Annotated in this window: 1 protein-coding gene (only partly in view); it reads right to left on the bottom strand. The window is 73.9% G+C overall.

Translation table 11 applies throughout. The annotated features are described in order from the left end of the window. A protein-coding gene (locus ABD743_RS28960; RefSeq protein WP_344725525.1) for a preprotein translocase subunit SecA crosses the window boundary here: on the bottom strand, window positions 1–14,374 show its start. It extends 20,192 nt beyond the left edge of the window; the window shows 14,374 of its 34,566 coding nt (coding positions 1–14,374); it begins with the start codon at window positions 14,372–14,374; its stop codon lies off the left edge, out of view.

The following is a 14,374-nucleotide window of genomic DNA, read 5'->3' as shown; positions in this document are numbered from 1 at the left end:
CCCGGACGTGCGCGTCGAGCATGAGCAGCGCTACCTGCTGGGCGAACCGGCCCGCGGACCCCGGCGTCCGCAGCGCACCGGAGCCGTGCGCGACGAGCGTCGCCAGATCGCGCTCGGTGAGCCCGCCTGCGCGCGCCCGGACCAGCAGGTCGAGCGCCCCGACGGGCAGCAGCGCGCGCTCGGCAGCCGTGAGCGTCCCGGCCTGGGCTCGGGCGATCAGCACGTCGGCGGACACGGCGAGCCGGTCGATCCCGGTGATCGTCCGCAGCTCCTCGATACGGCCGAAGGTCGCTGTCGCGCCCGGGTCCCGGGGCAGCCCGGCGGCGATACGCAGTGCCGCGAACAGGTCGTCGTGGGTCCAGTCGGTGGTGCGGGCCAGCTCGGCGGCCACGTCCCGGTCCAGGGTGTCGACGCGCACCGGCACGGTGACGTCGGCGAGCGCCGCGCGCACCGCACGGGTCGCCCCGGCCGGCATCCCGAGGTCGGCGAGCCGGTCGACGGACAGCGCGGCAAGCTGGGCGAGCGAGGTGACGCCGGCCTGCCGCAGCGTTCGGTACACGGGCTCGCGGTGCCGGCTCGGCAGCCGGTCGACGAACTCCTCGATGCGGTCGGCCCGCTGCCACAGCGCGGCCCGCTCGGCAGGGTGCACGCCGTGGAACTCGACGGCCCTCAGCGCGTCGCGGACCTGTTCCCACGACGCGTCCGGCGCCGAGGCGAGGATCCGGTCCCGCTCGGCCACCTCGGTCCGCACGTCCCGCCCGGCCGGCTCCCGGGTGCCCAGCAGCGCGTTGTTCTGGGACGCCCGGGTCAGCTTGTCGAGCACCGTGCCGGGGTTCGCCTCGTCCATGCGTAGGAACCAGTCGAGACCGGCGGGCCCCTCGACCGGAACGCCCAGCCGCTCGGCGATCTGCTCGCGCGGCAGGCCGGCGGCGTAGTCGAGGAACGCCTGGAGCTGGCGGTCGCTCAGGCCGGCCAGGCGCAGCCGCTCGGCCGGGTCGGCCCGGACCGCCTGCACCGATCCGGCCTGCCGCCGCTCGGCCAGCACCTGCGTCGCCACCGCCACGGTCGCGGCGAACGTCTCGTGGTCCATACCCAGCCGCGCGCGCAGCTCGTTGCCGCGTTCGAAGGAGTTCGCCTGAGTGGCGAGCGCCTGGAACTGCGCGGTCGCGTTCGCCAGGTCGGCGGCGGTGTACTGGTACGGCTGGAAGGAACGAGCCGGGATGAGCGCCGCGACGGCGCGAGCGGTGCGCTCGGCCTTGCGCGACTGAGGAGCGTGCTCGACACCCCGCGGCGCAAGAATCTGCAGCGCCGCGTTCTCCCGGTCGGTCAGCCCGGGGATTGCGTCACCACGCCGGGCGGCGGCGAGCTGGGCCAGGTCGATACCGGCCGGGTTGGTGGGCAGCGCCAGGTCGATCCCCGCGCGCTTGCCGAGCACGCTGCGGGCCGGCGGGCCGCTCTGGCGGTTGCGGCTCGAGCCGGACCGCTCGGTGGCGACCCGGGCCGGACCACCCGCACCCCGCTCCTGGCGGGCGACGAGCTCGGCCTCGTGACGGGCCATGCTGAACAGCGCGTCCACAGCGGTGCCGTCCAGCGTGACGTCCAAGGCCTCGGCCCTGCGCGTCGTCGCGGCGTACTCGCCGCGCCCTGGCTGCTGCAGGATCGGGTCCTCGAGCGAGCGGTGCAGCGTCGAGGTGCCTTCGTCGGTCTGCCGCCCGGCCCGGCCCCGTGCCTGCATCTCGATCCGCAAGGACGCCGGGAACTCGGTGAGCACGACGTGCAGGCCGCCGGCCTCGTTGAGCGCGGCGTGCTCCGCATCGACCTGGGTCCGGGCCTTGACGCGGGCCTCGTCGAGCCGGGTTCGGTAGGCGGCGCCGTCCCGGGCGGAAAGGCCGGGGTGCTCGCGCCCCAGGATCCGGTGGGCGAGGGCCTCCACGTCGCCGCCGAGCTTGATGTCGACGCCCCGGCCGACCCGGTTCGTGGCCACCGTGACCTGGCCCCGCTTGCCGGCTCGGCCGATGTACTCGTCCTCGACCTTGACCGGGGTCTTGGCGGTGATCAGGTTGTGCTCGATCCCGGCGGCGGCGAGGCGCAGGGAGAACAGCTCCGCCTCGCGGATCGACCCGGCCATCACCAGGATCGGACGGTCGGGCTGGTTCCGCATGGTGTCGACGACGTCCTGGAAGACGCCGTCCCACTTCTCCTTCGCGGTCCGGTAGCCCACGGTCGCGTCGATCCGCTTCTCGCTCCGGGCCCGGATCTCGACGACGTTCTTGCCGTAGTTCTCGAGGAACGCGGCACGACCCGCGGCACCACCGGCCGTGCCGGTCATCCCGGCGAACGGGCGGTCACCGAGGAAGTCGGCGATGGTGATCGAGTCGGACATCCGGGACGGGCTGCCCACCATGGAGGGGCCACCCTCGGCGAACTCGATCGCCTCCTGGAGCCCGTCGTTCCAGCGCCGGCCGTCCAGCCGCTGACCGTGCTCGTCGACGATGACGATCTCGTCGCCCTCGCGGATGTAGTGGACGTCCTTCTTGAGGATCAGGTCGTGCATGAGGGCGTTCTCGACGCGCCGGACCAGCGGTCGGTTGCGCCACGAACGCAGGTTCCGGCCATCGTCCATGGACCGGATGACGTCGAGGCCGGCGTCGTTCAGCCGCACGCCCTTGCGGCCCACGGTGTAGTGCTCCGGCTCCAGCACCGAGGCGACCCGGGCCGACCACGCCAGGTCCGCCAGCGGCGCCTTGCGCCCCCTGCCCGCCGTCGCCAGCACGTGCGGAGTCAGCGCCTCGTCGAGCAGGACGAGGTCGACCTCGTCGATCAGTCGGAACCCGCCGCGGTCCTGGTGGATCGGCCGGCCGAAGCCCCGCCGGCTGCGCAGCGCGTCGAACAGGTACTCGCTGACCATGCCGACGGAGATGTCGGCGTTGTAGGCGTCCCGCTTGCCCAGCAACGACCGCTCCGGCAGCACCTCGCCGACCGTCAGGCCGAGCCGGTCGGCGATCGGCTTGAGCTCCTCGACCACCTCGCGGACGAGCCTGCGGTTCAGCGTCATCCACTGCACGCCCTTGCCCTCGACCGGCCGGCCCAGGGCGTCGCGCGCGTCCAGGCTGCGGACGACGGATGCGAGGGACCCGGTGAGTGACTTGCCCTCACCGGTGATCATCTGCAGGAAGTCCCCGCGGACGATCGCGAGGGCACCGGCTATCTGCTCGTCATGAGGCGACTTCCCGTTCCGTCGAGAGGCTTCACACGCGATCGCCGTGCACTCGGTGACGACCTCGCCGATCTTGCGCTCGTCCGTACGCACCTGGCGTGCGAGCTCGTCGTACCGCGCCCGCAGACCGTCGTCCGTGAGGGACCGGAGCCCGTCCCAGAAGGAGCGGACTTCGGCGACCGCCGACGCGGACGCGTCCTGCGTCCGGGCCGGTGTCCCCGTGCCCTCACCCGCACCCGTGGTCCGGACCGGCTCGCCGTGCGGCGTGCCTTGACCGGCGCGTGCGGGATCCGTCCGGGTGGGCTGCTCGGACGCCGTGGCGCCGCGCGTGCCCGTGGGACCGGAGGTGCTCCTGACCGTGCCGGCGGTGCTACCGGCCGTGTCCGGTGTCGTCGCGCTCGTGGCTCCCGTGCCCTGAGTGCGGTTCGTGTTGATCGTGTCGTTGCCTGCTCCTGGCTGTGGCTCCTCTCGGCTCGTCGAGCGGGTGACGTCGTTCGGTCGGGTCTCGCCCAGGCCGGTCCGCGGACCGCCCTGCGGCGTGCCCTGCGCGGCAGGGCCCTGATCCGTGCGGCCGGCATGATCACCGGTCCGGACGGAGGTCGCCGCGTTCTCCGGAGGCGACAGGCCGAGGTGGTCCGCGGCCGGGTCGAGGTCGGTCCGATGCCCGTTTCGTGTCGGCTCTGGTGCCGACTCGTCCATGTGCGGGCGCGGCCCGCCGCTCGTTCCGGGTCGGCCCGGGAGCGGATCGGCCCCACCCGAGCCCTTCGGCCGCGCCCCGTTACCGATCCGCTCGCCGGTGGGCACCTGTGCCGGGGGCGCCGGCTGGCTCGGGTTCGGCGCGGGCCGGCCCGGAGCGGTTCCGCCTCCGGGCCCCTGGCCCGACGGCGCCGAGCCGGGCTGCTCGGCGGTCTGCCCGGCCCGCGCCCCGCCGCGGGGTGCAGCCCCGACGTCGCCGGTCGCCGGGGCCCTGGCACCACCGCCGTTGACGGTCGGGGCGTCGCCGAGCAGGGGGTTCACCGCACCAGTCGGGTTGACCTCGCCCGTCAGCGGTTCGCGCGCACCGACCGAGCCGACCTCACCCGCCACCGGACCCCGCGCACCGACCGAGTTGACCTCACCGGGCAGCGAGTTACGCGCAGCGATCGAAGTGGTCTCGCCCATCAACGGATCGCGCGCACCGACCAGGCCGACCTCACCGAGCAGCGGGTCCCGCGCACCGATCGCATTGACCTCACCTGCCACCGGACCCCGCGCAGCGATCGAAGTGGTCTCGCCCATCAACGGATCCCGCGCACCAACCAAGCCGACCTCACCGAGCAGCGGGTCCCGGCCACCAACCGAGCCGACCTCACCCGCCACCGGACCCCGCGCACCACCCGGGTTGACCTCACCCGTCAACGGATCCCGCGCGCCGACCGGGTTGACCTCACCCGTCAGCGAGTTGCGCGCAGCGATCGAATTCGTCTCACCCGCCCACGGATCCCGCGGACCAACCGAGCGGACCTCACCGAGCAGCGGGTCCCGACCACCAACCGAGTTGACCTCACCCGCCAACGGACCCCGCGCAGCGATCGAAGTGGTTTCCCCCGCCAACGGGTCCCGCGGACCAACCGAGTTGACCTGGCCGACCAGCGGGTCGCGCGACCCGCCCTGGTAGTTGGCGACGTCGTCGGCCAGCGGGGAGCGGCCGGGAAGCGGGTCCTGCTCCGCGCGGCCGCCGCGGTTCAACTCGCCGAGCTGAGCAGGCGTCAGCTCCTCGATCGGGGTGCCACGAGTGACGACCTGCTCGCTGCCGGACCGCTGTGCCGGGGTGACGTCCGCGCCAGGCGCGAGGGCGGGCCTGACGGGAGCGATCCCGCCGCGCAGGACCTGGTCGGCGAGGACCACGTCGTATGCCTTCGCGACGCGGTTCTGCCGAACGGCGTTGGCGGTCTCGTGGCCCAGGTAGCCGAGTGGGGTCAGTCGGCCGGGCGAGGTGGGGAGGTCGATGCCCCAGGCCCGGACCGACGCGCCCTGGCGGGCCGCCTCGAGCCCCTCGGCGCTGACGGTCCGGCCGAAGGGCAGGTCCAGCGTGCGGTAGGCGCGCGCCGTGTTCAGCAGGCCGGAGAGGCGCACGGGATGGGCGGCGGTGAGACGCTCCGGGAGGGAGCCGACGTGGATCGTGCGACCGAAGATCCCGCCCTGCTGGATCACGCGGCCGGCGTAGGCCGAGGTCTCGAGCGCGCTCCCGACGCGGCCGAGCGTGCTCGCCCCGGCCATGTGGTAGATCCCGGCGGCGGGCCGGCCGTTCTCGACGGCCGCCACGCCGCGGTTGCGCAGGGCGGCGGAACCGGCGGACGCGGCCCGTGCAGCCGGTGCGACCACGCCCTTCGAGACTCCGCCGACGACGGCCCGCCCGACGGCGAAGTTCAGCTTGTAGGGGGCGAAGGCGACGTTGCCCGTCGCGTTGGCGACCCGGAACGTCCTGGCGGCAGCGACGTCCAGCTTGGGCACGGCGCGCTCGGCCATCCGGCCCGCGGAGGTCAGCGCGCCACGGAGCCCGGTGGTCGCGGCCGAGTCCGCGGCCAGCGCACCAGCCGCCTTGGCCCCCAACGAGACGCCCTTGATGATCGCCCCGGACCCCGCCGCGACGAGCGCCACCGTGCCCACGTCTTCGAGGAGCGTCGACACCGGCGCGAAGTAGTAGTCGTCCCCGGCCTTGCCCGGGTCCCCCCCACCGCTCCAGCGGTCCCAGAAGTTGACCGCACCCTGGGCGATCCCACCGGTGAACGGCCGTTTCTCTGCATACCCGCCGAGTCCGTCACCCAGTCCCTCCGCGGTGACCCAGCTCTTCAGCTCGGTCCCGACCGAGGTGACCAGCCCGGGCACCGCGTGCACGACGACCGATCCGGCGTCACGGCCCAGGTTCTTGAAGAACCCTCCGGGGGACTTCTTCGTCTCGACGTCGAGGACGGAGTACTTGCCGCCCAGCTCCTCGACCCACGCCTCGCCGCACGGGGATGCCTTCGAGCACTGCGTGTTCTCCTCCCGGCCCGGCGCCTTGGAGTGCAGGTAGAGGGTGCCGCCGTCCTCGACCTCGCCCCCGGATCGGGCCGTCTTCGGGGTGGCGAACCCGAAGCACAACCCGCTGCCGGATGAGTGGCAGTCCGCGAGGGTGTCGCGGTTGGAGTCGACGTGTGTGCGGAACTCCCCGGAGCAGGAGTTGTTCGAGTCCTCGCAGAATCCGGAGGCAACGGCCTGACCCTGCCGCTCCTGATCCCCACCCGCGGCGAAGGCGCTCACGCTCAACGAGCAACTACCGGCACTCGCCTGCCCGCAGCTCTTGCCCGACGCGGCGTTGCTCTTGCCCGACTCGTGATCCGCCGACGCCTTCCCCGAGTACGAGCAGCTGATGCCCTCGCTGCCCTGGCACCAGGTCACCACATCGACCTTGTGCTGCTCGGCGTTGACCTTCACGCTCGCCGCCACCGAGCACGCGCCGGATCCAGTCGAACCGGAGTCGGAGCAGTTGGCCCCGGCGGCGCCGCTCAACCTGCCGTCGTCGCCGGTGGCCTCCCGCTTCCCGGTGGCCGAGAAGGTGTAGCTGCACGCTGCGGCACCACCATCGGCACCACTTGCCTCGCAGCCGGCGCCGGACGCCACCTGCTCCGGAACGGTCGTCGGGGGCGCCTGGAAACATCCGTTCGGGCTGGTGCACTTCGGGGGGTACTTCGTGTACTCCGCCTGGTACTTGGCCACCGACACCGACGAGCAGCTCCCGCCCCCGCCCGGCTGCACGCAGTCGGACTTGCCGGTCCCGGTCACCTTGCCGTCCGGCGACTGCGCCCATGCCTCGGTGTGGGTCTCCGAACGCGAGCACACCGCGCCGTCCGCAACGGAGCAGTCGGTGAATGCCTCGACCCGCCCGGTCTCGGCGTTGTAGGCCACCGACCCGGTCAGCGCGCACGTCCCACCGGCGCCGGCGCAATCGGCGATGGCGCGCCCGGTGTGCTTCGCGTCCTTGCTCTGTTGCGTCACCTCGCCGGAGACGTGCGCCTCCTGGCTGCACCCCGCACCCTTCGGGTAGCAGCTGGTCTGCACGTTCACCCGGGCCGGGACGAGAACCTGCTTGCCGTCCTTGTCCTTCTCATAGCCCGCCGGGACGTACTTGAACTCCCCGGAGACCGAGCACACCCCCGAGGTCTTCACACAGTCGGCGCGGCCGTCACCCGACACCGTGCCGTTCGTCGGGCCGTCCGGCGTGGCCTGCCCCGGCCCGGACACCTGACCCGTGAAGTGCGTCTCGGACTTCGAGCACTTGCCGGCGCCGCCCCCCGTGCAGTCGGCGTAGGCGTCGATCCGCCCGGCCTCCTGGTCGAACCCGCCGCCGACGACCGTGGAGCACCAGCCGGTGGTGCCGGCGCACTGGGACGTCGCGGTGCCGGTGATCTTGCCGTCCGGGGAGGCGATCTTCGCGTCCGCGCGCGAGGTCTGCGTACACGACCCGCCGCCCGTGGTCTCGCAGCCGGTGCCGATCACCAACGTCGGCGGGACCGGGTTGCCCTTCGCGTCCTTGCCCGCCGGCTCGTACTTCGCCACCCCCGCGATGCCGCACGAGCCGACCCCGCCCGAGCAGCGCACCTGACCCTTGCCGGTCAGCTCCCCGTTCGGCGACGCCGCGTCGATGTCCAGGTTCGCGTAGCGGCTGCAGGAGCCGCCCTTGGTCGCGCAGTACGACGTCAGCTCGAGCTTGCCGGTCTTCGGGTCGTAGTGCGCCGTCGAACCGGTGCCACAGAACCCACCCGACGCACCGCCGCCCGAACAGTTCCCGCCCGAGTTGCCACTGATTCCCGGGCCGGCCGCAGACGACGCCGACCGCGTCGCGTAGTGCGTGGAGCACGCCCCGGTACCCGAACACCCGGCCTGGGCCGTCGCGTGCTCGGCGTCGACCTCCACCGTGGCATACGAGCCACACGACCCGCCCGAACCGCCACCCGAGCAGTTCGCCCACGCCTCACCGTGCTGCCCACCCACCGTCTTCGACGCCTCGGCGTGGCTGGAGTAGGACACCGCACAGTTCGCCGCGCCCGAACAGCCCGCCGACGCGTTCGCGTACCCCTTCCCGGCGCGGGCCTGCGCCCACACCGACAGCCCGCCGCCACCCGGGCCCGAGCCCCCGCCCGAACCGCTCGCCGAGGCGTGCGCCCAGCTGCGGTGCGTGCCGTCGTCATAGGACGCCGAGCCCGACGCACTGGCCGAGTACGAGTAGCGGCAGTTCGCCGCGCCCGAACAGGACGCGCCCGCCGACGCGTAACCGGGGCCCGCCGACGCCTGCGCCGACACCGATACCCCGCCGCCGCCCTGGCCCCCGCCCCCGGAGCCCGACGCGTTGGCATACGCGCGGTTGCTTCCGTAGGCGGCCGACGCGGACGCCCGCGCACTGTAGGAATGGCGGCAGTTCGCCGCACCCGAACACGACGCGCCCGCCGTCGCATACCCCGGACCAGCCGACGCGTGCGCCGACACCGCCACGCCACCGCCGCCCTGGCCCCCGCCCCCGGAGCCCGACGCGTTCGCGTACGCACGGTTGCTTCCGTAGGCGGCCGATGCGGACGCCCGCGCACTGTAGGAATGGCCGCAGTTGGCCGCACCCGAACAGGACGCGCTCGCCGTCGCATACCCCGGACCGGCCGACGCGTGCGCCGACACCGCCACCCCACCGGCGCCCGTGCCGCCGCCGCCCGAGCCGGACGCACTCGCGCTCGCCCGGTTGCCGCCGTACGCGGCCGACGCGGACGCCCGCGCACTGTAGGAGTGGCTGCAGCTGACGCCGGCGCTGCCGGTGCAGGACGCCGAGGCCTGCGCGCTGCCGGGCCGCACCGACACCGCAGCGCTGGTCGCGACGTACCCGCCGCCGACCGTTCCCGAGCCCGACCCGGACGCGTGCGCACGGGCACTCGCGCCGCCCGCCGCGCCGGAGGCAGAGCTGCTCGCCCGGTAGCTATAAGTGCAGTTCGAACCCGCGCTGCCCTGACACGCCGCCGCGGCGATCGCCCCGCCGGAGTCGGTCTGTGCCGACGCACTCGTGGCGCACCATCCGCTGCCGGCCCCGCCCGTGCCTCCGCATCGGGCGTTCGCCGCGGCGCGGTTCCCGGCGGTTCGGCTGCTCGCGCTGCTCGTCGAGGAGTAGCTCTGCCGACAGGTCGAGCCATCGCCGCCCTGGCACGCGGCGGACGCCTCCGACCCGTCAGCGGTGGCGCCCACCCCGCTGGCGCCGGTGCACCGGCCGCCTGCCCCGGCCGTGCAGTCGGTGCGGGAGGTGGCCGTGGTGGTGCCGCCCGGCGCGGCCGCCTGTGCGCTGCCCTCGGTGTGGGTGCGGCACGCGATGCCGGTGCAGTCGGCACTGACCTGGGCGACGCGGTCCGCGGCGTACCCGCTGGTGCCGACCTGGCAGACGCCGGCCGCCGCGCAGGTCGCGCTGGAGTTCGCGCGCACCGCCGGGCCGCCGACGGCCGTGGTCTCGCTCGACGCGCGGGTCGCACAGCCGGTCGCGGTGCCGTCGTCGCAGGCCGCGGTGACCGAGGCGGACGTGACGGCGAACCGCTCGCCGGCCTTCGCGCCCGGCGCGGTGGTCGAGGTCTCGGTGGTTGCGAGGATCTGCGCCTGGCACGCGGTGGTGCCGACGCAGCGGGTCTCGCCGGTGGCGCTGCTCCGGCTCTGCCGCCCGTTCGGCCCGGAGGCGACTGCCGTGGTCCCGGTCGCGAAGCCGGTGCAGCCGGCTTCCGGGCAGACGATCTGCGAAGCGGCCTGACCGGCACCCGAGACGCCCGGGATCGGCTTCGCGTTCTTGCCCGTGCCGGTGCTCTGGCCGGAGTCGCGCTGGGCGGACGCGGTCGCGTCACTGCTCACCAGACAGCCGCTCTCGGCGGCCGCGCAGCCCGCGGTCGTCTGCGCACGTCCCGGCGTGCCGTCCGTGCCGCCGGTCGTGACGGCAGCACACCCGATACCGGCGCACTGCGCGCTCGCGCCCGACTGCGACAGGGTCGCCGGCGCGTCCGTGACCGGCCGTGCGGCCAGGTCGGCGGCGTCGGTGGCGGCCTGGCGTGCCTGTATCGCTGCCTGGGCAGCGTCGGTGGCGGCCTTCTTCTGCTCGTCGGTGGCATCCGCTCGCCTGACGACACGCGCGGCGTCGGCGGCTGCCTGCTCCGCCTGCTCGGCCTGGGTGGCCAGCTGCTCGGCGGTGGTGTTCTGCTTCTCCGCGATGATGTCGGCCACGACCTGGCCGGACCCCGCAGAGGAGTCGGTCTGGACATGGCAGCCGCTCTGGTCACTCGTGCAGCTGCCGCTGGAGCTGGAGGTGCCGGTCGCCGGAGGACCGCGCGCCCCGCCGGCCCCGTTCAGCGTGTTCGGGCCATCGGTACCCGACGCGGACGTCCGTGCGGTGCCGGTGCAGGTGATCCCGCCACCGGCGCAGTCCATGGTGGCCGAGGCCATCGTCCAGCTCGACGCACCCGGCACGGTCGGACCACCGGAGTTCGCGCTCGACCCCGGCGCCACCGGTGCCGGCAGCGTCGCCGGCTGGTCCTGTCCCTCCGGGGCACCCTGCTGCGGGTCATCCTGCTGCTGGTCACCAGACCGGCTCGACTCGTCGGACGGCCCGATGCTGCCCTCGCTGACCGTGGCGTTCGCGGTCGAGCGGGCATGCACCAGCGGCGCAATGATGTTCGCGTCCGGGCCGGATGAGGCGCCCGAGTTCGTCACCGCCTGGCAGACGCCGCCGGCGACGCCCTCGCAGGTGCCCTCGCTGTGCGAACCGCGGGGATCCGGCGACACCGACGGATCGGTCGCGGTGGCCTTGCTGGTTACCTTCCCGTCGCAGCGGGTCTCACCCTCACAGGCCAGAGCCCCACCGGCGGCCGAGGCCGCGGACGGTCCCGGGGTCAGCCTCGACGTGTTGACGGGCTTCGGGTCGCCCTTCGCGTCCACCTGCGGTTGGTCACCGGCCAGCGCCAGCGCGGCACCGGACCCGGTCGAGGCGGTCGACACGGACCGCACGTCGCAGCCGCCGGTGCCGCCATCGCAGGTCGCGCTACCGGTCGAGACACGCGGCGCTCCCCCGTTGACGGCGCCGTCCCAGGCCTCGGTGCTGGTGTTCACCGCACCCGAGCAACCCGCGTCCGCACACTGCAGGCTCGCGCTCGACGACGCCGTCGAGCTCGGGCCGCTGGTCGGCTGGCCCGCGACCGGCAGCCCGGTCTCGGGGTCGGTGACCACGAAGTCCGGGGCGGAGGACGCGGCCGAGGTGGCCTCACCGGCACACCCACCGTCCGTGACGGTGCAGTTCGTGGTCGCGCGGGTGCCGCGAGCCTGCGGCGACACCGCCGTGTCCCGGGCGCTCGTCTCGGCCACCGCCGTGCCACCGCAGGTGCCGTCCGCGCCGTCGCAGCGCACCTGCGCCGAGGCGTGGGAGACGCTCACCGGTCCGGACACCGCGGTCACACCCTCGGCGGCATCGGCGGGGTCCCGGTCGGCGACCGTCGTGTCCGTAGCAGTGGAGCAGTTCCCGCCCGCGCCGTGCACCGTGCAGTTCGTGGTGGCCGTGCTGTCCCGCACGCCGACCACGTCACCCGAGGCGGCCCCGGTCGTCGTGCTGGCGGCGGCACCGCGGCACTCCGCGGCGGCGCAGTCGGCCTGCGCCCCGGCCGTGCTGGACGCCGCCAGCTCCCGCCCGGGCGCGCCATCCACAGCGGCCCGCAAGCCCTCGGTACGGGCGGCGGTGTCACTGACCTCGGAGACCGACTCGGCACCACAGGTACCGGCCGCGGTCTCACACGTCGAGGAGCCGCTCGTGGTCCGCACCGCCGGCTTGGCACCGGCAGCCACCGCACCGGTGACCTTGCCGTTGGTCTTCGTAGCCGCCTTGCCCGTGCACGCCGCGCCATCCCCGCAGTCGACATTCGCACTCGCCGTGCTGGCAGCGAAACCGTCACCGTCGGTCGTGACACCCGGCGCGCCGTCATCGAAAGAGGCCGACCGGACGGCGGCCCGCTCATCGGTGGCGCTGCCGACCCGGGTGCCGCTCTCAGCCCCGCAGTCCCCGCCGGCCGCCGCACAGGTGGCCTCACCGTTGCTCGTGCGCTCGGCGCCGGCCGCAAGGCCCGTCGCGGTGCCGGTGGTGGCGGCCCGCCCGTTCCCGGTGCAACCCGCGCCATCGCAGTCGAGCGCGACGGCCGCAGTGCTCGCGCCACCGGCATCCCGGTTCCGGGCGGTGCCGCCGTGGCCCGAGCCGGACTCCGACGAGCAACCCCCGCCCGTCACCGTGCAGTTCGCGCTGCCGGTCGTGGTCGCCTCCGGCGCGGCCGGCTTGGCAGCAGCCGCCGCGGTGCCGGTCGCGGCACGCTCGGTGTCGGCCCGATCGGTCGCACTGGTGGTGGAGGCCGCGCGGCCGGTGCAGCCCGTCGCCCCCTCGACGCACCGGGTCTCAGCGCGCGCCTGCGCACCGTCGTCCGACCGACGGTCGCCGACGTCCACGGAGCTGGACGTCCCGCACCCCCCAGCAGCCGCCTCGCAGTGCGCGGTGGCGCTCGCCCGACGGGTGTCCTCGCCCTTCACCTCGTTGCTCGGTGCCTCCACGGCGTCCTGCGCCCCGGTGGTCTCCCGTGCCGCGGTGGTGGAGGCGAGCCGGACATCCGCCCGGTCGGTCGCCGCACCCGAGCTGGAGGTGTCACACACCCCAGCGCCGGTCGCACACCCTGCCTCGGCCCCACCGGAGTCGGCATAGGTGTTCATGTCGCACCGACCGGTGCACGAGGCCGCCGACGCGGTCTTCTCCCGTTTCACCGTCGCCGGCGCGTCCACGTCCTCCCGGGACGGGCCGCTGCTGTCCCCCTGGCAGGCCCCGGCGCCGGTCCGGCAGGCGGTCGCCGACCCCTCCGGCGTCGCGCGGCTGCTCTGCCCACACCCGGACACATCACCCGTGCAACGCGCGGACGCGGTGTTGACAGTGCCGTCCTCCGCACGGCTCGACGTGCTGCTGCCACAGCCCTGCCCAGCCCCGGTCAGAGTGCAGGACGCCGAACCCTTGGACTCACCCGACGAGGTCTGCACCCCACACCCGGACGACACCCCGGCCAACGCCACACACCGATCAGAGTCCTTCGCACCATCGGCGCTCTTACTCACCGAGCCGCACTCGACGAACGCCCCACTCGACCCACACCCCGCCGCCGAGCCCTCACCACGAACACGGCTCGGCACCGAACCCGACACATCGTTATCGGTCGCCGCCATCAACTCATCGGTGGCCTCATACACCTCAGCACGCTGCGCCTCGAACTTCGCAACGTTCTGCGCATGCGCCTTCTTCGTCACCGTCCCCGCGGCGACCTTCTTCTCCTCCGCCGCCAACCGCTTCTCCCCAGCAGTCAGCGCACGATGCCCATCAACAACCTCATCAACCAGCTCAACCCGATCCGGCGACAGCTCCGCGCGATCCGCAGCGACCTGCTTCACCAAATCCTGATGCTTCTTCTCATCCTTCGCATACGCGGCCTTGGTCACCTCACCCGAAGCAACCTTCTTCTTCTCCGCCGCCAACGCCGCCTTGCTCTGATCCACCCTGATCCGGCCCTCGAGCACCTGCTCGGTCTGCTCCGCCGAATCCTCGTACTCCCGCTCACCGAGCCGACCTGAATACCGGTCGTCGGCCTCACCCGACGGCGGAGCACGCGACCCCACCACCGAAGACACACCCGACCGCAACAACGCCGCCTCGGTGCAACCCCGAGCACTCCCAGCCGCACACTCCGCCGGCGACGACTCGGCACCCCGCACCACACCCGCGGCCTTCCCCGCCGTAGCCGTCTTGGCCATCGCGGCCGTCTTCCCCGCCGCCGCGGTCTTCGCCGCCGCGGTCTTCGCCGCCGCAGCCGTCTTGGTCGCCGCCGCGGTCTTCGCCGCCGCCGCGGTCTTAGTCGCCGCGGCCGTCTTAGCCGCCGCGGCCGTCTTCGCCGCCACGGTCTTCGCCGCAGCCGACTTCGCCGCAGCCGTCGTCTTAGCCGCAGCGGTCGTACCCGCGGCGACCGTCGTCGCCCCCGCGACCGTCTTACCCGTCGCCGCAGCACCGGCCGCGACACGATCCGCCGCCGCACCCTTGACAGCCTTGGCAGTCGCCCCCAC

Origin of the sequence: Pseudonocardia yunnanensis (assembly GCF_039534065.1) — a bacterium.
In the GTDB taxonomy this organism is placed as follows: Bacteria; Actinomycetota; Actinomycetes; order Mycobacteriales; family Pseudonocardiaceae; genus Pseudonocardia; species Pseudonocardia yunnanensis.
The sequence above is the reverse complement of the archived record's forward strand: the minus strand, read 5'-3'. Positions and strand labels throughout refer to the sequence as shown.